We start from the raw sequence: 20306 nt of genomic DNA, 5'->3' as shown, positions 1-20306 counted from the left end.
GAAAGGAGACCCTCGTTGCCCGAACCCCAGCCCGACGGCAGATTGCTCGCGGTCAGCGACCTGCACGTCGCCTACCCGGAGAACCGCGCCATCGTGGAAGAGCTGAAGCCTTACTCACCGGGCGACTGGCTGCTGGTCGCCGGCGACGTCGGCGAGCGGCTCGACGACATCCGCTGGGCGCTCGGCCTGCTGGCCGGCCGGTTCGAGCGGGTGGTGTGGGTGCCGGGCAACCACGAGCTGTGGACCCCGCCCGGCGACCCGCCCGAGCTGCGCGGCGTCGCGCGCTACAACGAGCTGGTGCGCATGTGCCGCGAGCTGGGCGTGCTCACCCCGGAGGACGGCTATCCGTTATGGCTGGGCGCGGGCGGCCCCGTGCGGATCGTCCCGCTGTTCCTCCTGTACGACTACACCTTCCTCCCCGCGGGCCACACCACCAAGGACAGCGCGCTCGCCTACGCCCACAGCACCGGCGTCGTCTGCACCGACGAATACCTCCTCCACCCCGACCCTTACCCCACCCGCGAGGCCTGGTGCCGGGCCCGCGTGGCGATCACCGAGCGCCGGCTGGCCGCGCTGGAGGACGACGTGCCGCTGGTGTTCGTCAACCACTACCCCCTGGTACGCCAGCCGACCGACATCCTGCGCTACCCCGAGTTCGCCCAGTGGTGCGGCACCACGGCCACGAAGGACTGGCACGTACGCCACCCCACCGCCGCGATGATCTACGGCCACCTGCACATCCCGCGCGTCACCCGCCACGACGGGGTGCGCTTCGAAGAGGTGTCGCTCGGCTACCCGCGCGAGTGGAAGCCCCGTCCGGGCAACCGGCGGCTGCTGCGCGACGTGCTGCCGGACCGGCCGTCCTCGTGAACGCCTGAGCCCTGGAACGCCTGAGCTGCTGCCGAACGCCGCGGCCCGCCGCCCCGGTGCCAGGGGAAAGCATCGGGACGGCGGGCTGGTCTTGCGGGCTGGTCTGGCGGGCTTGTCCGTCGCCGGCGGGTCCGGCGGGCGGTCCTTGCGGGTGTGTCCGGCGGGCGGGTCTCGGGGCGGGGCCGTCGCCGGCGGGGTGCGGCGGGTGGGCCTCAGCGGGTGACCATGCCTTCGGCGAGGTCCTCGGCCACCGCGTCGGGCGCCCGCAGCTCGGGCGGGCCGTAGCCGCCGCCACCGCCCGTCTCGCAGCGCAGCACGTCGCCGGCCTTGACGGGCAGCGCGTTCACCTTCAGCAGGCGCCGCTCGCCGGGCGTGCCGGGGTTGAGCGTCACGCGCGGCGGCGCGCCGTCGCGCCCGCCTGCCAGGCCCCACGCGGGCGTGACCGACCGCTCGAACCACAGCGACAGCGCGGCGTCGCCGCGGAACTCGTACTCGCGCACCACGCCGTTGCCGCCCCGCCAGCGGCCCGCGCCGCCGGTGCCGGGGCGGATCTCGTACCGGGTGACGCGGACCGGGAACAGCGTCTCCAGCACCTCGATCGGCATGTCCCGCAGCGAGCCGTTGACGTTGTTGATCAGGCAGCTCTCGCCGTCGCCGCCCTCCCAGGCGCCCCAGCCGCCGACCGTGGCCTCCTGCGAGACGTACAGCTTGCCGGTGCGCGGGTCGATGCCGGTGAACTGCACGATCATCGAGTCGCCGTACGACGCGGCCGCCGCCTTGTCCGGCAGCACCGGGGCCAGCGCCTTGACCACCAGGTCGATGAGCAGCCCCAGGTGGGAGTAGTAGTACTGGCAGGCGGCCGGCGACTCGGCGGCCAGCATCGAGCCCGGCCTGGTGCGCACCGTCAGCGGGCGGAACGAGCCGCCGTTGAGCGGCACGTCGCCGGAGAGCAGCAGCTTGTAGCCGACCCGTACGGCCGCCACCGCCTGCGCGACGCCGCAGTTGACCGGGCCGGTCGCCTGGTCGGCGCAGTCGGTGAGGTCCACGTGCATCGAGTCGCCCGACACCGTGATCACCACCGTGACCGGCAGTGGGGTGTCCAGGTCGATGCCGTCGTTGTCGAGGAAGCCCGACGCCCGGTAGACGCCGTCGGGGATGGCCGCGATGGCGGCGCGCTCCATGCGCTCGGTCTGGTCGTAGATCTGCTCGCGCGCCTCGGCGAGCGTGTCCATGCCCCACCGGCCGGCGATCTCCTTCAGCCGCCGCCGGCCGGTCATGACGCAGCTCACCTGGGCGCGCAGGTCGCCCAGCGTGGCATGGGGGAAGCGCACGTTGCGGAAGATCACCTCGTGCAGGTCGCGGCAGGGCTCGCCGCCCTCGTACACCTTGACCGGGCCCATGCGCAAACCCTCCTGGTAGATCGAGGTGGAGTCCATGGAGCCGCCGGGGTCCTTCGAGCCGACGTCCAGCCAGTGGGCGCGCGAGGCGGCGAACCCGGCCAGCTCGCCGCCGGCGAAGATCGGCCCGTAGACGGTGACGTCGTTGAGGTGGGTACCGCCGATGTAGGAGTCGTTGAGCACCCACACGTCGCCCTCCCGCCACACGTCCCGCCCGTACCGGCGCTCGGTCTCGCGGGTGCACACCTCCAGATTCCCGAGGAAGATCGGCAGGCCGGACGACTGGCCGAGCACGTTGTGGTCGCGGTCGAGCAGCGCGACCGCGCAGTCCTTGGCCTCGTAGATGACGGGGGTGTAGGAGCTGCGGATCAGCGTGGTGTTCATGTCCTCCGCCGCCTGCAGCAACGCGCAGCGGATGATCTCCGTGGTGACAGGGGCGATCACTTGTCCACTTTCACGATGAGGAAACCGTTGCCGTCCACGCTCGCCAGGCAGCCCGGCGGGATCACCGTGGTCGCGGTCTCCTCCACCACGATCGCCGGCCCCTCCAGCTCGCCGCTCAGGCCCGCGCGCCGCAGCACCGGCGTGCGGTGCACCTCGCCGTCGAAGATCACGTCCCGTACGCCGACCTCCTGCGGCCCCGCGGCGCCCGCCTCGGGGGCGGCGGCGCGGGGGAAGGAGCCGAACCCGGTGCTGCGCAGCATGACGAACTCCACCGGCGCCTCCGGGGTGGCGTGCCCGTACCGGCTGGTGTGCGCCTCGGCGTAGCGGGCGGCGATGCACTCCAGGAAACCGGCCTGCGCGGGCTCGGTGGCGTCGCGCAGCGGGATCGTCAGCGTGTAGTCCTGGCCCTCGTAGCGCATGTCCACCGCGTGCTCCACACGGCGGCGGTCCTCGGGCACGCCCTGCGCGTCGAGCGCGGCGAGCGCCTCCCGCTCCAGCGACACCAGCCGCTGCGACATGTCGCCGCCGTCGAGGACCTCCTGCGGCCGGAAGTACGGGTCGGTCAGGTCCCTGCGCACGTCCGCCTCCAGCATGCCCCAGGCGGAGAACGCGCCGGGGAAGCGCGGCACCACCACCTCCGAGATGCCGAGCTCCTGCGCGATGAACGCGGCGTGCATCGGGCCCGCGCCGCCGAAGGCGACCAGCGCGAAGTCGCGCGGCTCCAGCCCGTGCTCCACGGTGAGCGTACGGATGGCCTGCGCCATCTTGGCGTTGGCCACCGCGCAGACGCCCTCGGCCAGCTGCAGCGGGTCGAGCCGCAGCTCACCGGCCAGATCCGCCACCGCCGCGCCGGCCGCTTCGGCGTCCAGCGTCAGCAGCCCGCCCGCGAACCAGGACGGATCCACCCGGCCGAGCGCCACGTTCGCGTCGGTGACCGTGGGCTGCGTGCCGCCCCTGCCGTAGCAGGCCGGTCCCGGCACCGCGCCCGCCGACTGGGGACCGACGCGCAGCGCGCCCGCCTCGGTACAGGCGATCGAGCCGCCGCCCGCGCCGATCGTGTGCAGGTTGACGATCGGCATCAGCACCGGGTGGCCCTCGATGCGCGCCTCCGCGTTGACGTCGGGCCTGCCGTCCACCACCAGCGACACGTCGAACGAGGTGCCGCCCATGTCGATGCAGATGGCGTTCTCCCTGCCCAGCAGCCGGGCCGCCGCCACGCCGCCCATCGTGCCGCCGACCGGGCCCGACAGCAGCGTCTGCAGCGGCCGGCGCATCGCGTACGAGGCGTTGACCAGCCCGCCCGACGACTGCATGACGTGCACGGGCACGCGAAGACCGCGCTCGGCGAAACGCCGCTCGATGCCCGCGAGGTAGTGCCGCACCACCGGCCCGGTGTACGCCTCCAGCACCGACGACGAGGTGCGCTCGTACTCGCGCCACTCGCGCGCCACCTCGTGCGAGAGCACCACCTGCACGTCGTCGCCCAGCTCCTCGCGCAGGATCCGGCCCGCCCGCACCTCGTGCTCCGGGTTGACGTACGAGAACAGCAGGCACACCGCCACCGCGTCGAACCGCTCGTCCCGCGCCCGCCTGGCCGCGTCGCGTACCGCGTCCTCGTCAAGGGGGACCAGCTCGCGGCCCCGGTAGTCCAGCCGGCCGCCCGCCTCCATCACGTGACGGCGCGGCACCAGCGGCTCCGGCTTGCGGTAGCGCAGGTCGAACATGCGGTCGCGGTTGCCGCGCGCGATCCGGTAGACGTCGCGCCCGCCCGCGCTGGCCAGCACCAGAACCCTCGAACCCTTGCGCTCCAGCAGCGCGTTCAGCCCCTGGGTGGTGCCGTGCACGAAGAACGAGATCTCCGAGAGGTCGCCGACCACCCGGCCCAGCGCGGCGAAGACGCCGTCCGCGAGGTCGCCCGGGGTGGTGGGCGCCTTCGACGCGGTCACGGCACCCGTGCGCTCGTCGTAGCAGACGACGTCGGTGAAGGTGCCGCCGATGTCCATGGCGACGCGGTAACTCATGCTGTGAACGGTATGTAACGCCGTTCACGCGATCTTGGGCGTCGCGCACAAACGGAGCCGTTCAGAAGTGCAGACCGCCCCTGCCTGCACCTCAGGGGGAAGAGTCGCGTCCGGCGCTCGCGGGCTCGGGCGTGCGGGGCAGCATGGCCGCCACCTCGGCACGCAGCAGCGGGTCGGCGCGGAACTCCTGCGTGATGGCCAGCCTCAGCGCGACCCGGCAGCTCTCGTCGTCGGGCTTGGCGCCCGCCACCGCGCCGATCACCTCGCGGGAGGCGGCGTCGCCCCGGCCGAAGATCCGCTGCAGGATGCGCGCGCCCCTGGCCATCGGCGTGGCCGAGGCCAGCTCGCGGGTCCTGGCCAGCACGCCCGTGCCGTAGGCGTCGATCGCCGCCGTCACGTACGGCATGACCGCGGCCGCAGTCTCGTGGGCCGCGGTCTCATGGGCCGCGGTCTCATGGGCCGCGGTCTTGTGGGGCGCGGTCTTGTAGGGCGCGGTCTCGTGGGGCGCGACGTCTTTCTGACTGTCCATGAGACCCCTCCCGGTCCTGGCGGCATCGACGCGATGGTAGCTCGCGCGAGGGCGGTCCGGCGTGGGCGTAATCTGTCGGATGTGCCAGCCCCGTACCTCACGTTGAACACCGTCGTCGAACACGAGACCGAGGCGCGGCGCTCGCGCTTCATCTGCGCGCTGGCCCCGGCGCGCAGCGTGGAGGAGGCCAACGCGTTCATCGCCGAGCGCCGCAGGCTCTACGCCGACGCCACCCACAACTGCACCGCCTACGTGATCGGCGAGCGCATCCAGAAAGGCGACGACGACGGCGAGCCCGGCGGCACCGCGGGCACGCCCATGGTGCAGGCGCTGGTGGGCCGGGGGTTCAGCGACGTGGTGGCGGTGGTGACCCGCTACTTCGGCGGCACCCTGCTGGGCGCGGGCGGGCTCGTGCGCGCCTACGGCTCGGCCGTCACCGAGACGCTCGACCGGGTGGAGCCCGTCCGGATGGTGCCGGCCAGGCTCGTCCACGTCTCCGTCGCGCACGACCAGGCCGGGCGGGTCGAGAACGACCTGCGGGCATCCCGGTACGCGGTGCGCGATGTCACGTACGCGGCCGAGGTGACCTTCGCCGTCGCGGTGGGGGATGACGAGGTCAAGGCGTTCACCGACTGGGTGGCCACGCTGACGGCCGGGCGCGCCCGCGTCGAGCTCGGTGACAGCCTCCACGTCCCCGCCTGACCCGCTCCGGCGGGGCGCCCCGCCTGCGTGCTCTGATCCGCCACGCCGCAGCGCCCTGCCTGGGTGCTCTGATCCGCCACGCCGCAGCGCCCTGCCTGCGTGTTCTGATCCGCCACGCCGCAGCGTCCCGCCTGCATGCTCTGGTCCGGCGTCCTTTCCCGCGCCGCCCGCCGCTTCCCCGCTCTCCGGCGTGCGGCGGGGTGGTCAGCCCTCCAGGGCGTACTGCATCACGCGGAACTTCGCCTGCGCCTCGGCCAGCTCGGCGGCCGGGTCGGAGTCGCCCATGATGCCGCCGCCGGCGAACAGCCGGGCGCGCCGCCCCTCGATCAGCCCCGAGCGCAGCGCGATGCCCCACTCGCCGTCGCCGTGCGCGTCGATCCAGCCGACGGGACCGGCGTAGCCGGCGCGGTCCATGCCCTCGAGCTCGCGGATGACCTGGATGGCGGTGTGGGTGGGGGTGCCGCCGACGGCCGCCGTCGGGTGCATGGCGGCGACCACGTCGAGCACCGACGCCCCGTCGGCCAGCCGCCCGGTGACGTGGCTGGCCAGGTGCTGCACGTTGGGCAGCACCAGCAGCTCGGGCTCGTCGGGCGTGGTCAGCGACGAGCACAGCGGGGCCAGAGTCTGGCGTACGGAGGCGATCGCGCACTCGTGCTCGTGCCGGTCCTTGGCCGAGGCGAGCAGCGCGGCGCCGCGCGCGAGGTCGTCGGCCGGGTCGGTGCCCCGCGGCGTGGTGCCGGCCAGCACCAGCGACTCGATCTCCTGCCCGGTGCGCCGGATCAGCAGCTCGGGCGTGGCGCCCACCAGCCCGGCGACCGAGAACGTGTAGCACTCGGGGTAGCGGCGGGCCAGCCGCGTCAGCAGCAGCCGCACGTCGATCGGCCGCTCGGCGGTGGCGACCAGATCGCGGGCCAGCACCACCTTCTCCAGCTCGCCCTCGCGGATGCGCTTGGCGGCCTGCGCCACGACGTGCTCCCACTCGGGGGCCGACAGGCTGCCGTCGCCGTAGCTGATGCGCCCAGGGTCGCGGATGGGCGTGAACGTCTCAAGCGGCGACTCGCCGATCGTGGTCAGCCACGCCCGGCCGCCCCGGCGGGCCAGCACGGCCTGCGGCACCACGAGCACGGAGCCGTGGGCGTCCTCGTCGAAGGTGAAGCTGCCGAAGGCGACCGCCCCGGAGCCCGGCGTGCGTACGGAGTCGTCGACCTGAGCCTCACCGAGGACGGTGGCCAGCCACTTGCGGGCCCAGGCGAACCGCCCGGGTCCCGGGGGACGGCCACCCTGGCGGCCTCACCCCATCCGACGAGGCCCTCTCCGTTCCTGACCCATGCGTACGGGGCCGTGTGGGGGAGGGATGCCAGCAGGTCACCGGGGTCGCCGACAGGGGTTGTGCGAACCGGCAGCGGGCGGGTTGTTCCGAGCGCGACACTCACTCAAGACACTCTATGCGGGAACTGAACACGTTCGACTCAGACCCCCGTGAATGCACTGTTACTGCTAAAGAACGCGGAAAGAGCCGGCTGCGGCCCGGTGCAGGGGTCGGCGGGGAGCGGCTCCGGCTGTCAAGCCGCCCTATGAACTCGGTCCTGAACAGGTAGTACGCGTCCCGAGATCATGGCAGGCCGGTGATCGCGTCTCTACCTTTGTGCCCATGATCGCTCGACTGGGCTGCGTGCTCGCCTCCGCCGTCGTCCTCACGGCCTCGGGCACGGCCGTGCAAGCCGCCCCGATCGCCCAGCCGGTGCCCCAGGTCATGGCCGCGCTCGGCGACTCCATCTCGACCGGGTTCAACGCCTGCGGCTGGTACGTCTCCTGCACCGCCCGTTCCTGGTCCACGGGTGACAACAAGACGGTCAACAGCCACTACCTGCGGCTGTCGGAGATGTCTGGAACGCTTCACAAGCACAACCTCACCTTCGCCAAGCCCGGCGCGACCAGCGCCGACCTGCTCGGCCAGGTGAAGCAGGCGGTCGCCGCCAAGGCCGACTATGTGACGATTCTCATCGGCGCCCAGGACGCCTGCGTCCGCACCGAGGAGCAGATGACGCCGGTCGCCACCTACCGCCGCCGCATCGACGCCGCGCTCGCCGAGCTGCGCGCCGGCATGCCGGGAGCGAGGGTGTTCTTCGCCAGCATTCCCGACCTGCGGCGGCTGTGGCAGGTCGGCAAGTCCAGCGCGCTGGCCAGGACGTTCTGGGGCGCGGGCCGCATCTGCCAGTCGATGCTGGCCAAGCCCGCCTCCACCCGCCGCGCCGACGAGCAGCGCCGGGCCAGGGTGCGGGCCCGCGTCATGGCGTACAACAGGGCCGCCGCCGCGGCCTGCGCCGCCTACGGCCCCTCCTGCCGCACCGACGGGGGAGCGGTCTTCGACTACCCGTTCACGCTCGACCACGTCAGCCGGTGGGACTACTTCCACCCCAACTCCGAGGGACAGCGGGTGCTGGCCGAGCAGACCTATCGCCGCGGTTTCCGCTGGCTCGACCCGCGCTGAGCCGGGGGCGCTCACCGGCACTGGGCCAGCATGATCTTCTTGTCGGCCGGACGGACCGGCAGGTCGTACTTGAGCGCGACCTGCGCGAAACGGGTCACGTACGCGCAGCGGATGCCGCGTCTCGGCGGCAGCCAGCTCGCCGGACCTGATGCGTCCTTCTGCTCGTTGGCGCGCCCGTAGACCGGCAGCAGGTTGAGCGGGTCGTTGGCGAAGTCGAGCCGTTTGGACATCGGCCAGCGCGGCGCTCCCATGCGCCAGCCGTAGTTGAGCGGTACCACGTGATCGACCTGCACCTCGTCGGCGTTCTTCTTCCGCCAATGGATGACCCGGCCCGTGTAGGGGTCGGTCAGCTCCATGGAGACGACCTCGCAGTCGGAGCCCTTGCGGAACTTCACGTTCCGCCCGTCGCGGGCCAGCAGGTCGTCGCGGGTACGGCAGCCGTTGCGCGCGTACGGCACCCCGGTGGCCGAGTCGGCCCAGTTGTCGCCGAAACGGGTGCGCGCGTATCCGGTGTTGGGGCCGAAGCCCTTCGTGCGCAGGCGTCTGATGATCCCGCGTGCCTCGGCCTTGTCGGCCTTCGAGATGATGGGGGCCAGTCCGGGCAGCGTGCCCGTGACGTTGCCCAGCGGGCTTGCCGCGGTGGCGGCCTGAGGGGTTTTCGCAGTACTGATGAGAGAAGCGACGATGATGGCTCCGGCGAGGACGGCGACCGCGTCCTTGGTGCTCAAGCAAGCCTCCATGAGCTCCGGGTTGTCTAGAGAGATTCCCGGCTGGCCGCATGACGACACGGGGAGGGTTATGTGACTGATCGTCCCACCGATGTGGATGTTGATCTTCACGTTCCCGCCCGGCGTACCGAACTCCACTGGCCGCTGCTCGCCGCGATCGCCGCGGGTGGGGCGCTGGGGGCGCTGGCCCGCCACGGTGTGCAGGCGGCGCTGCCCACGCCGTCCGGCGGGTTCCCGTGGGCGACGTTCCTGGCCAACGTGTCGGGCTGCCTGCTCATCGGGGTGCTCATGGTGGTCGTCACCGAGGTCCGCACGGCCCACCGGCTGGTGCGGCCGTTCCTCGGGGTGGGGGTGCTCGGCGGTTACACCACGTTCTCCACGTACGTCGTGGACACGCTGCGGACGGTCGCCGCGGGCGCGCCGGTGACGGCGCTCGCCTACCTCGGGGCGACCCTGGTGGCGGCGCTGCTCGCGGTGGTCGCCGGGATGCGGCTGACCCGGCGGGTGGCCGGGGTGCGTATCCGATGACGCTGCTGCTGATCGTGCTCGGGGCCGCCCTTGGCGCGCCGCTGCGCTACCTTGCGGACCGTGCCGTGCAGGCGCGCCACGACACGTCCTTCCCCTGGGGGACGCTGACCGTCAACATCGCGGGATCCGCGCTGCTCGGCTTCCTGACCGCGCTGCCTCTGGGCGATGGCGTGATGGCGCTGGCGGGCACCGGGTTCTGCGGGGCGCTGACGACGTACTCGACGTTCGGGTACGAGACGGTCCGCCTGATGGAGGAGGGCGCCCGCTTCCACTCGGTCGCCAACGCGGTGGCCAGCGTGGTCGCCGGGCTCGGTGCGGCCTACTGCGGCATGGCCATCGCCCAGACGATCGCCTGAGCCGCTGAGCAGGCGTCGCCGTCGTGCAGGCGTCCGTCTGGGCCGGGCGATGCGGCCACGCCTGCGCGGTCCGATCATTCGGGTGTGTCCGGCTTTCCGGCTGGGACGCCTTCTGGAGTTACTGTGTAAGCAAGTAATCATCTCCTGGAGGCGTGATGGCCGATCCCCTCGACGCCTACTCTCGCGTCGTGTCGTCCGTGGCGGCCGAGTTGCTGCCGAAAGTGGCCGGCGTACGGGCCGGCCGGGGGAGCGGGTCGGCGGTGGTGTTCACCGCCGACGGGTTCCTGCTGACCAACGCGCACGTCATCAACGGCGCCAGGACCGGCACCGTCGCCTTCGCCGACGGCGTCTCCGGCGGCTTCGAGGTGGTCGGCCGCGACCCGCTGTCGGACCTCGCGGTCATCAGGGCGCAGACCCCCACCCCGCCCCCGGCCGAGCTGGGCGACAGCGACGGCCTCGTGGTGGGGCAGCTCGTGGTGGCCGTGGGCAACCCGCTCGGGCTGACCGGATCGGTCACCGCAGGAGTGGTGTCCGGGCTCGGCCGTTCGCTGCCCGCCCGCAGCGGCGCCGGCATGCGGCTCATCGAGGACGTCATCCAGACCGACGCCGCGCTCAACCCCGGCAACTCGGGCGGGGCGCTGGCCGACGCGCACGCGCGGGTGGTCGGCATCAACACGGCGGTCGCCGGGGTCGGCGTGGGCCTGGCCGTGCCGGTCAACGCGACCACCAGGTCCATCATCGCCGCGCTGATCAGGGACGGCCGGGTCAGACGGGCGTTCCTCGGCCTGGTGACCACGCCCGCCCCGCTGCCCGAGCCGCTGCGGCGGCGCACCGGGCAGGACAGGGCGCTGCGCGTGGTCGAGGTGGTGCCCGGCTCGCCCGCCCAGCGCGCCGGGTTACGCGCCGGCGACCTGATGCTGAGCGCGGGCCGTACGCCGGTGAGCGACGCGCAGAGCCTGCAGCGGCTGATGTTCGCCGACGCGATCGGGCGGCCGCTGCCCATCACCGTGCACCGCAACGGGGCGCTGGTGGACGTCATCGCCGAGCCGGTGGAGCTCACCGGCACCGGCGTCTGACCTCGCGTCAGGTGGTCGCGGGCTCGGCGGGTTGCTTGGCCGCGGTCTGCTTGCGGTAGCGGGCCTCGCGGCGGGCCAGCAGGTCGGCGAGCAGCTTGTCCCACTTCTGCCCGATCACCGGAAGGTCGTACTTCCGCGCGGTCTCCAGCGCCCCCGCCCCCAGGTCGCGCCGTAGCTGCTCGTCCTCGATGACCCGGATGATGGCCGCCGCGAGGTTGGCGTTCGTACGCGGCTTGACCAGCAGCCCGTCGACCCCGTTCTTGATCATCTCCTTGGGCCCGTGCGGGCTGTTGAAGCTGACGATGGCGAGCCCCTTCGCCATGGCCTCCAGGATCGTCATCGGGAAGCCCTCGTGCCGGGAGCTCATCACGTAGATCGACGCCTTCTCCAGCTCGGCGCCGATGTCCGTGGTCGGGCCGGGCAGCTCGACCTTGCCCTCGAGCCCGGCCTCGGCGATCTGCCTGGCCAGGTTCTCCTCCTGCGGCCCCGCCCCGAAGATGCGCAGCGTCCAGTCGGGATGCGCCTGCGCGACCGTCTCCCAGGCGCTGATCAGCCGGTGGAAGCCCTTGATGCGGGTCATCCTGCCGACCGCCACCGCCACCTTGGCGTCGAGCTTCGACACCTCGCCGCTCATCGGCGGCACCGCGTTCGGGATGCGGACCAGCTTGCGCGGCTGCTTGGCGAGCGTCTCGCGGTAGTCGTTCAGGTCCGCCTTGGTGAGCGTGACCAGGGCGTCCAGGCGGCGGTAGCGCCACTTGATCAGCTCCTGCACCGGCTCGGGCTGGGTGGCCAGGGCCACGTGCTCCTGCCCGATCGTGATGACGCCGGGCGGTGCGAGCTGCGCGACCGCGAGGTTCAGCCCCGGCCGGGTGGCCATGAGCACGCCGCCGTCCACCGAGCGGATGAACCGCGCCAGCTTGAGGTCGGTCCACAGCGTGAACCGGTGGTAGGCCGACTCCTCCTTGGGGATCAGCCGGCTCGGCAGCTTCGACAGCATCGCCCGTACGGGATCACGACTCGGTTCGAGGCGATCGTCGAGGAAGCGGAACTTCACCCGCGGGTCGATCGGGAAGAACGGCTGCTCGGCCTCCCTGAGCACCGAGACGATCTCCACCTCGTGCCTGTCGGCCAGGTAAGAGGCGAGGTTGAACACGGTCCTGATCGTGCCGCCCATGCCGTGCGCATGCAGGAGGAGGATGCGTATCCGCCTCGTCGAGGGCGGCGGCGCGGTGCGTGCCTTGCGCCGGTTGTACCCCCGATACAGCCGGCCCACCGCCGACTTGCCCTTGCGTGCGAGTGCGCGCACCTGTCATATCTCCTATCAGCCGCCAATGAGCTGTACACACATCGCCGGTGGTGAGGACGTGAGCCTCGCCACCGGCCCGATCACGATCGGCGGGGTGCGCATTGTTCATCTCTTATGCGCTTTCCCCTCCTATGATCGTTAGACGCCATAAAGGTGACTAAGGTTGCATGCCGGGCCGGTGCCGGGGGTCCGGCGTGTGCGGCGGATGCTCGGCGAGCAGCTCAAGAGCGACGTCGATCGCCTTCTCCAATTGCGGGTCCACACCCCTGGCGTAATCCTGCGGCGTGATGTCCACCTCGATGTCCGGATCGGTGCCGTAGTTCTCCACCTGCCAGCCCACGTCGTCGAAGGCGAACGAGAACTCCGGCTGCGTCGTCACCGTCCCGTCCGCGAGCCGGTGGCGCGGCCAGATCCCGATCACGCCGCCCCACGTGCGCTTGCCCACCAGCGGGCCGAGACCGAGCAGCTTGAAGGTGTGGCTGAAGATGTCGCCGTCCGAGCCCGCCCACTCGTTGGTCACCGCCACCAGCGGGCCGCGCGGTGACTCCGGCGGGTACGGCTCCGCGTCGCCCCACCGCGGATAGTCGTAGCCGAGCCGCCGCCTGGACAGCTTCTGCAGCAGCAGCGCCGAGACGTGCCCGCCGCCGTTGAACCGCACGTCCACGATGAGCGCGTGGCGGTCGTACTCGGCCAGGAACCCCCGGTGGAACTCGCCGAACCCCTCGGCCCCCATGTCCGGCACGTGCAGGTAGCCCACCCGGCCGCCCGAGCGCTGGTGGCAGCGGGCCCGGTTCTGGTTCACCCAGTCGCGGTAGCGGGCCGGGCGCTCGTCGGCGAGCGCGCGTACGGTGACCGTGAACACCCGGTCGCCGCGCCGGAGCGTCAGCTCGACCTCCTCGCCCGCCTGGTTGACCAGCCGCTCGTTCGGGGTGGCCATGGGGCCGATCGGCGCGCCGTTGATCGCCAGCACCGCGTCGCCCGGCCGCACGTCGAGACCGAGCCGGTTCAGCGGCGAGGTCGCCTGCGGATCCCACCGGTCGCCGGTCACGATGGACTTGATGTGGTAGACGCCGTCCCTGAGATCCCAGTCCACGCCCAGCTTGCCCTGGGTGTAGTCCGGGCCTGGACGGTACTCGCCGCCGCTTTCGAAGGCGTGGCTCGTGGCCAGCTCACCGTGCAGCTCCCACAGCAGGTCGGAGAACTCGCTCCTGGTCGTGACCCGGTCAACCAGCGGCAGGTAGCGGTCGTACACGGCCGGCCAGTCCACGCCCGCCATGTCCTCGGTCCAGAAGTTCTCCAGCTGCAGCCGCCACGCCTCGCGGAACATCTGCCGCCACTCCGCCTCCGGGCAGACCGGCACCTTGACCCGTGACAGGTCGATCCAGCCGGTGTCGCGGCCCGGCGTGTCGCCGTCGGCCGGCACCTCGCCCGCCTTGACCACCCGCAGCCGGTCGTCGGCGCGATACAGCAGCGTGCGGTGATCGCGGCCCAGCTCGAACGCGGTGACGCCCTCGGCGAACGTCTCGTTCTCGCCCTTGGCGAAGTCGAACAGGTGCAGCGTGCCCTCGCCCTCCAGCGAGGTCGTGAGGATCAGCGCCTTGCCCTTGCGCAGCCCGGCCACCTGCTCGTAGCGGCCCTCCGGCAGCGGGAACGCCGTCACCCGCCCGGCCAGACCGTCCAGGTCCACCCGCAGTGGCTCCCCGCCCTCGTCGTCCCCCTCGTCATGGTCGTCGTCCTTGTCCTGGGTGAGCGGGCGCGGCACCGGGACGAACGGGTCCGGCACGTCCGCGCGCAGCGCCACCGCGTACGGCCGGGTGCCCAGCGGGAAGCCCAGGTCGAACTGGAGCTGGTCGTAGACCGGCGAGAAGACGCGCCGGCCGATGAAATACAGGTAGCGGCCCTCGGGGTCGAAGGCCGGCGCCGAGTCCTTCAGCACCGGCTCGCTGGCCAGGACCGTGCGGCCCGTCTCCGGATGGTGCAGCTTGATCGCGGTCGTCTGGGCGTTGAGCGGGCTCGCGTACGCCAGCCACCGCCCGTCCGGCGACCACGCCGGACCCTCGGGCGCGCCGTGCGGGTTGGCCTCCACCAGCACCGACCGGCCGTGGGACAGGTCGAGCAGGTGCAGCTCGTGGCGGTGGTTGACGATCGCCACCCGGTCGTGGACGGGGTCGGGGACCAGCTCGTTGATCCGCCCCAGGCGGGCCACCTCGGCACCGGGACTCATGCCGGAGCAGGCGCCGCTGCCTGCGTGCAGGTCGTCACCGCTTGCCAGGTCACCGACCTTGCCCGGCTCCAGGATGACCAGCCGCTCCTCGTCGCCGTCGTCGCTGGCCGCCGCGATGAGCCTGACCCCGTCGTTCAGCCAGGTGAGGAAGCGGTAGCGGACCCCGTCAGGTGAGCCGTAGCGCCGGACCGGGCCCTCCCAGTTCGCCATCCCGTACGCCTTGCCGCGCGTCGTGATCGCCACCGTGCTGCCGTCAGGGCCGAGTGTGGCGCTGTCGAGGTACTCGGCGGCGTCGACGAACCTGCGGTTGCGCTGCGTCCTGGAACTGGCCAGCCGCACCTCCACCCTTCGCGGCGGCTCGCCGGGCTCCAGCAGGTACAGGTCCGCGCCGGCGTGGTAGACCAGGCGATGCCCGTCACCTGACAGGTTGCGGGCGTAATAGTCGTCGTGATGGGTGTGCTTGCGCAGGTCGTCGCCTTCGGGGGTGCACGAGTAGACGTTCCCGACGCCCTCGTGGTCGGAGATGAAGCACACCCGGCCGTCGCTCCAGCAGGGCGAGGCCAGGTTGCCCGGCAGCCGGATCAGGCGGCGGAACTCGCCGTCGCCGGTCGGGTCGATCCACAGGTCGCCGACCGTGCCGCCGCGGTAGCGCTTCCAGCGTGCCGGGTCCGCGGTGTTGCGGCCGAGCACGATCTTGCCGTCGAGGGCGTACGCGATCGAGTTCGCCGGTCCGTACGGCAGCCGCTCCGGCACCCCGCCCGGCGCCACCCGGTGCAGCCACTTGCGTCCGTCGAAGGGCTGGTTCTGGTCGCTGGCGTACAGGATGTGCCCTTCCGGATCCCAGCCGGTCACCGTGCAGCGGGCGCCGTGGAAGGTCACCCGGCGGGCCGCGCCGCCGCCGGCCGGCATCACGTACACCTCTTCAGGGCCCTCCTCGCGTCCCACGAACGCGAGCTGGTCGCCGCGCGGCGAGATGCGCGGATAGCCGGCCTCGGCCAGCCCCGCGGTCAGCCGGAACGCGCGGCCGCCCTGGGCGGAGACCATCCACAGGTCGTCCTCGGCGGCGAACACCACCACGTCCTGGAACACGGCGGGGAAACGCAGGTAAGCCGACATGGGCGCAGCCTCACAGTCGATCGGACGGTCGAGGCCCCGGCCTCGGCCGTCCGATCACCTCACCGGACGGGCAGCCTGCGAGGGCTGCCCGGAAGATCACTCTTCGCCGGTCGGCTTGGTCTCCCGCTTGGTCTCCTTGGCCTGCCGGCTCGTCTTGATGGCCTGCTTCTTGGACTTGCCGGACTTGGCCGCGGGTTTCTTCTTCGTGTCAGCCATGAGGATCATCCCCCCTGTACGGACGTGGCGCACCGGATTGGTGCACCACGGCCCTTAATACCCATCGAACGACGAAACCCGACATACCTCCTATGTACTCTTCGTAACGCCTCGACCACGCAGCCGTATCGCCTGCGAACACCCGCGTGCGACTCTCACCGGACGGCCGCCGAGCGCGCGCCCGGGGCCGGATGGCGTACCGGCCGATCACCCGCCGCTTCCGACCACCACACCCCCTCGCCATGCGAGAGCCCGGGCAGGCGCTGCTCGAAGACGTGCACAGCCGCCGCCGGGATCTCCCCGGTCACCAGCCACGTGTCGGCCCGCCGCCACGTCTCGCGCAGCTCACCGCCCAGCGCCGCGAGCTGCGCCGTGACCGGGCCGAACGTCTCCAGCGGCACCTCCACCTCGAACCGGTGGCACGGCTCGTGCACGATCGTGCCCGCCCGGCGCAGCGCCTCCGCGAGCACCCTCGGCGCGCGGCCGCGGAAGTCGGCCGCCACCGTGGTCGGCGCGTCGTAACCGGTTTCGGTCACCGTCACCACCACGTCGGTCACCGGCCAGCCGTGCGGGCCCTCGCGCAGCGCCGCGCGTACGCTCTCTTCGATCGCCCGGTGGTACGCCAGCGGCAGCGACCCGAGCGCGACCTCCAGCCGGTAGCGCACCCCCGTGCCCGGCGGGGCCGGCTCGACCTGCAGCCCCACCGTCGCCATGAACTCGTTGGGGCCGTGCCGCTGCATCTCCTCCAGCGCCTCGCCGGTGCCCGCGGGACGTTCGAAGTAGACGGGGCGGCTCGGCTCGAACGTCGCCTCCACCCCGAACTCCCTGGCCAGGGTCTCGCCGATGACCTCCTTCTGCACCTCCCCGTACAGCAGGACCGAGGTCTCGCCGCCCGCAAGCGTGCGCGTGCCGATCAGCGGGTCCTGCTCGGCCAGCGCGAGCAGCGCCGCGTGCAGCCGCGGCTCCTCGCCGGGGACGCGCGCCCGCACCACCGTCTCCAGGCTGGGCGGCGTGAAGTGCGCCTGCCCGGCCGGGCCCGGCCCGCCCAGGTGATCGCCGACCCGGATCTCCGGCACGCCCTGCACCTTGACGATGTCGCCGGCCAGCGCCGTCCGCCGCTGCGGCGCACCGGCCACGGTGAGCGCGGTCAGCCGTCCGTCGTAGGCGTGCGTCCCGTCGCGGTAGAAGCCGATCTTCTCGCGGGTACGGAGTGCGCCCGCGCGCAGCCGTACGTACGCCGCCTTCTCCCCGGACGGGGCGCGCTCGACCGCGAACACCAGCCCGTGCGGCCGCCCTCCCTCTTCTGGCTGGGCCACGGAGGGGAGCAGGCCGGCGATGCCGTCGAGCAGCTCGGTCACGCCCTGCCCGGTGATCGCCGAGCCGAACAGCACCGGGTACGCCTCCCCGGCCGCGCACTGCCCGGCCAGCGCCGCGCGTACCTGGCCGGATGTCGGCTCGCCGCCCTCGACCAGCAGCTCCAGGAGAGCGTCGTCGCGTTCGGCCAGCACCTCTGCGGCGGGTCGCAGCGAGGCGAGCGGCCGGGTGACGGCCCCGCGCCCGCCGATCCCCTCGACGGTGGTGATCGGCACGCAGGACGGCGACAACCGCCGCCGCATCTCGTCCAGCAGGTCGTGTTCGCGCGCCCCCGCCCGGTCGATCTTGTTCACGAAGATCAGCGTCGGCAGGCGCAGCTTGCGCAAGGTCTTCATGAGGACTCGGGTGTGCGGCTGCACCCCTTCGACGGCCGACAGCACCAGCACGGCGCCGTCGAGCACACCGAGCGCCCGCTCCACCTCGGCCACGAAGTCGGCGTGCCCCGGCGTGTCCACCAGGTTGACCCGCAGGTCGCCCAGCGTGAACGAGGCCACGGCGGTGCGGATCGTGATGCCCCGGCGTCGTTCGATCTCGCCGGTGTCGGTCTGGGTGTTACCGTCGTCAACGCTGCCGAGCCGGTCGATGACGCCGGTCTCGAACAGCAGCCGCTCAGTCAGGCTGGTCTTGCCCGCATCCACGTGCGCGAGGATGCCGATGTTCAGTATGTGCATGCGTGAGGAAGCCTCGGGAGACTCTCGAGCCAACAGGGCACTGGGAGATTCCGTGGCACCTCATCTCGAACTCCTGATCATCGACGTACGCGTGCGCCGGCCATAGTCCCACCCGCACCGCTTCCGCCGCCAACGATTTTCCACGCGGGCCTCGAACCGGGACACCACCGGCCCGCGCGGTCGCCCCCGTCCTTCCGCAGGCACGCCGCCGGCCGCACGGCCGCCCCTGTCTTCCCGAGGAACGGTGTTCGCGTGGTCGTCGTGGTCGTCCCGCAGGGGTGCCGTCGGTCCGCGCGGCCGTCCTCGTCCTTGTGAGGAACGGTGTTCGCGTGGTCGTCGCGGTCGTCCTGCGGGAGTGTCGCTAGCCCGCGCGGCCGTCCTCGTCCTCCCGCAGTAAGGCGACCGCCCCCCACCCGCGCCCCGCCGGCGCGAGCGCCGCCTCGATCCCGAGTCGGTACTGTCGATCGCGGTCGGCGTGTGCAACGAGCGCGGCCGTGTTCGCGCCGCTCGGCGCGGTGCGTGAGCGCCGGGCTTCGCATTCGGCGGGTCGTCGCCGGTCTGGGCCGGATCTCACCCGCCCTCGGCCTGGCCGCGCTTCGGCTCGCTCGAGCTCGGGTTCGCCGCGCCCCGGTCACACGCAGGCGGGTCGCACGCGGCGGCGGGTACGCCGCGGCCCCTGCGGTGTCCCGGGCTCCGGGCAGGCTGCACGGCGAAGGCCCCGCCCCGTTCTCTACAGCAGGCGTAGCTGTTCGGCTTCGGCGGCGGGTTGCCTGGCCGGGGGAGCGGGGCGAGCGGGTGGGAGGCGGCGGGCGGTGGCGGGGGTGGCGCGGCCGACTCCGTGCCGTTCGGCCAGCTCCCTCACTAGCCCGATGACGCGCTGCTGGTACGCCTTCGGCGCGTAGGCGCCGCGACCGTACAGCTCCAGATAGCGCGGGACGAGTCGCGGGTGCTCGCGGGACAGCCACGACAGCCACCACTCCCGGGCCCCAGGGCGCAAGTGCAGGATTATGGGGGAGAGGTGGGTGGCGCCCGAGTCGGCGATCTCCTTGACCGTGCGGTCGAGCTGGGCGGGGGAGTCGGTGAGGTAGGGCAGGATCGGCGCCATCAGCACGCCGCAGGCGATGCCGTTGTCATTGAGCGTCGCGCACGTCTCCAGCCGCCGTCGCGGGTGCGGCGTGCCGGGCTCGACCGCGCGCCACAGCTCCTGGTCGACGAAGCCGACCGACACGTTGGCCCCCACCTCGGTCACGTCGGCGGCCTCGGTGAGCAGGTCGAGGTCGCGCAGGATCAGCGTGCCCTTGGTGAGGATGGAGAACGGGTTGGCGGCGTCGCGCAGCGCGGCCAGGATGCCGCGCATCAGCTTGTAGCGGCCCTCGGCGCGCTGGTAGCAGTCGACGTTGGTGCCCATGGCGATGTGGTGGCCGCCCCAGCGCGGCGAGGCCAGCTCCTTGCGGGCCAGCTCGGCGGCGTTGACCTTGACCACGATCTTCGAGTCGAAGTCGGCCCCGGCATCGAAATCCAGATATTCGTGCGTTTTTCGGGCAAAGCAGTAAACGCAGCGATGGGTGCACCCGCGGTAGGGGTTGATCGTGTACTCGAACGGCACCCGGCTCGCGGCGGGCACGCGGTTGATGATGGATCGGGCCTGAATCTCGTAGAAGGTCATCCCCTTGAACTCAGGGGTGTCGAACGTTCTGGTCACCGCGCCGCGAGCGAACAGCGGCACGGCCGGATCGTCCCGGCCGGGCCCGGCCAGGCGCAGGTTGTCCCAGCGCATGCCATGATTAGAACAAGTATTCGAGCTTGATCGCAAACCGAAAAGAGGTCGCAATTACATGGTCAGCAGGGGGCTAATGATCTTCATGGTTGGGCAGAAAGACGCCACGGAGCTTGCGTTCGGGAGGTGCACCTATGGCCTGGTCGCAGGACGAGGAGCGGATGCTAGCCCAGATCGAGCAGCACCTCGTCGACGACGATCCGCGACTTGTGGCTCGGCTTGAGTCCTTCAACGAGCGGGTGCGTCGTAATGAGGCGAGGTCAAAGGGGCAGCCGGGTCTCAAGCGCCGGCCGCGCCGCTCGACGGTCATCATCTTGATCAGCTGGATTCTGATCGCCACATTGGTCGCAACGTTGCTGGTCATGGTGCTCCGTCATGAGGCCGCTGCCGCCTTGGCCCTGACGACCATGCTCTGAGGGAGGTTCGGGGTAGCGGTCGGCGTCGTCTGAGGTCCGCTGAGCTTGCGTGTCTCGCCTCCGG

15 protein-coding genes and 1 pseudogene are annotated in these 20306 nt (G+C 71.9%); 7 read left to right on the top strand and 9 right to left on the bottom strand.

The window, feature by feature from the left end; translation table 11 throughout:
• Positions 1 to 15 precede the first annotated feature (15 nt).
• Positions 16 to 870, top strand: coding sequence for a metallophosphoesterase (locus tag ACFMQL_RS40005; RefSeq protein ID WP_364064982.1), 855 nt, complete (start codon positions 16 to 18; stop codon positions 868 to 870).
• A gap of 212 nt (positions 871 to 1082) precedes the next feature.
• On the opposite strand, the gene ACFMQL_RS40000 is transcribed toward ACFMQL_RS40005, so the two are convergent.
• From ACFMQL_RS40000 to ACFMQL_RS39990, 3 genes are all read right to left on the bottom strand, one after another.
• Complete coding sequence (locus ACFMQL_RS40000; RefSeq protein ID WP_364064979.1) at positions 1083 to 2711, bottom strand: hydantoinase B/oxoprolinase family protein; 1629 nt, start codon at positions 2709 to 2711, stop codon at positions 1083 to 1085.
• Positions 2708 to 4732, bottom strand: a complete 2025-nt coding sequence (locus ACFMQL_RS39995) for a hydantoinase/oxoprolinase family protein (RefSeq protein ID WP_378789961.1) — start codon at positions 4730 to 4732, stop codon at positions 2708 to 2710. The genes ACFMQL_RS40000 and ACFMQL_RS39995 overlap by 4 nt, the downstream gene beginning before the upstream one ends.
• Before the next feature lie 91 nt (positions 4733 to 4823).
• Positions 4824 to 5261: a hypothetical protein gene (locus ACFMQL_RS39990; RefSeq protein WP_378789960.1), complete on the bottom strand. Its 438-nt coding sequence runs from the start codon at positions 5259 to 5261 to the stop codon at positions 4824 to 4826.
• An 81-nt stretch (positions 5262 to 5342) separates the two neighbouring features.
• Between ACFMQL_RS39990 and ACFMQL_RS39985 the strand changes: the two genes are divergently transcribed.
• The gene (locus ACFMQL_RS39985) at positions 5343 to 5963 is read left to right on the top strand and encodes a YigZ family protein (RefSeq protein WP_378789959.1); all 621 of its coding nucleotides are present in this window, start codon (positions 5343 to 5345) and stop codon (positions 5961 to 5963) included.
• Between the two features lie 204 nt (positions 5964 to 6167).
• Here ACFMQL_RS39985 and ACFMQL_RS39980 read toward each other — a convergent pair.
• Positions 6168 to 7396, bottom strand: a pseudogene (locus tag ACFMQL_RS39980) (isochorismate synthase MenF).
• 218 nt (positions 7397 to 7614) lie between these two features.
• Between ACFMQL_RS39980 and ACFMQL_RS39975 the strand changes: the two are divergent.
• Positions 7615 to 8454: a GDSL-type esterase/lipase family protein gene (locus ACFMQL_RS39975; RefSeq protein ID WP_364064964.1), complete on the top strand. Its 840-nt coding sequence runs from the start codon at positions 7615 to 7617 to the stop codon at positions 8452 to 8454.
• Between the two features lie 11 nt (positions 8455 to 8465).
• On the opposite strand, the gene ACFMQL_RS39970 is transcribed toward ACFMQL_RS39975, so the two are convergent.
• A complete protein-coding gene (locus ACFMQL_RS39970; RefSeq protein ID WP_364064962.1) occupies positions 8466 to 9182 on the bottom strand; it encodes an HNH endonuclease family protein in 717 nt (238 codons plus the stop codon).
• 72 nt (positions 9183 to 9254) lie between these two features.
• Between ACFMQL_RS39970 and ACFMQL_RS39965 the strand changes: the two genes are divergently transcribed.
• The 3 genes from ACFMQL_RS39965 (at position 9255) to ACFMQL_RS39955 (ending at position 11142) form a co-directional block, all read left to right on the top strand.
• Positions 9255 to 9710 (top strand): CrcB family protein, encoded by a 456-nt coding sequence (locus ACFMQL_RS39965; protein WP_364064959.1) that lies wholly within the window; start codon positions 9255 to 9257, stop codon positions 9708 to 9710.
• A complete protein-coding gene (gene crcB / locus ACFMQL_RS39960; protein WP_364064956.1) occupies positions 9707 to 10066 on the top strand; it encodes a fluoride efflux transporter CrcB in 360 nt (119 codons plus the stop codon). The genes ACFMQL_RS39965 and crcB overlap by 4 nt, the downstream gene beginning before the upstream one ends.
• A gap of 155 nt (positions 10067 to 10221) precedes the next feature.
• Positions 10222 to 11142, top strand: a complete 921-nt coding sequence (locus ACFMQL_RS39955; protein WP_364064953.1) for a trypsin-like peptidase domain-containing protein — start codon at positions 10222 to 10224, stop codon at positions 11140 to 11142.
• Between the two features lie 7 nt (positions 11143 to 11149).
• Here ACFMQL_RS39955 and ACFMQL_RS39950 read toward each other — a convergent pair whose 3' ends face one another.
• The 4 genes from ACFMQL_RS39950 to ACFMQL_RS39935 form a co-directional block, all read right to left on the bottom strand.
• The gene (locus ACFMQL_RS39950) at positions 11150 to 12448 is read right to left on the bottom strand and encodes a glycosyltransferase family 4 protein (protein WP_364064950.1); all 1299 of its coding nucleotides are present in this window, start codon (positions 12446 to 12448) and stop codon (positions 11150 to 11152) included.
• Positions 12449 to 12605: 157 nt separating this feature from the next.
• Entirely contained in the window at positions 12606 to 15788 is a 3183-nt protein-coding gene (locus tag ACFMQL_RS39945) for a PDZ domain-containing protein (RefSeq protein ID WP_364064947.1), read from the bottom strand.
• A 371-nt stretch (positions 15789 to 16159) separates the two neighbouring features.
• Positions 16160 to 18049, bottom strand: a complete 1890-nt coding sequence (locus ACFMQL_RS39940) for a GTP-binding protein (RefSeq protein ID WP_378789956.1) — start codon at positions 18047 to 18049, stop codon at positions 16160 to 16162.
• Between the two features lie 730 nt (positions 18050 to 18779).
• Positions 18780 to 19826 (bottom strand): Rv2578c family radical SAM protein, encoded by a 1047-nt coding sequence (locus tag ACFMQL_RS39935; RefSeq protein ID WP_364064942.1) that lies wholly within the window; start codon positions 19824 to 19826, stop codon positions 18780 to 18782.
• A 134-nt stretch (positions 19827 to 19960) separates the two neighbouring features.
• Between ACFMQL_RS39935 and ACFMQL_RS39930 the strand changes: the two genes are divergently transcribed.
• Positions 19961 to 20242: a DUF3040 domain-containing protein gene (locus tag ACFMQL_RS39930; RefSeq protein ID WP_364064939.1), complete on the top strand. Its 282-nt coding sequence runs from the start codon at positions 19961 to 19963 to the stop codon at positions 20240 to 20242.
• Positions 20243 to 20306 lie beyond the last annotated feature (64 nt).

It is taken from the genome of Nonomuraea fastidiosa, assembly GCF_042751225.1.
GTDB classification, from domain to species: Bacteria; Actinomycetota; Actinomycetes; order Streptosporangiales; family Streptosporangiaceae; genus Nonomuraea; species Nonomuraea fastidiosa.
Note: the sequence above shows the minus strand (reverse complement) of the source record. Positions and strands in the feature narration are given on the sequence as shown.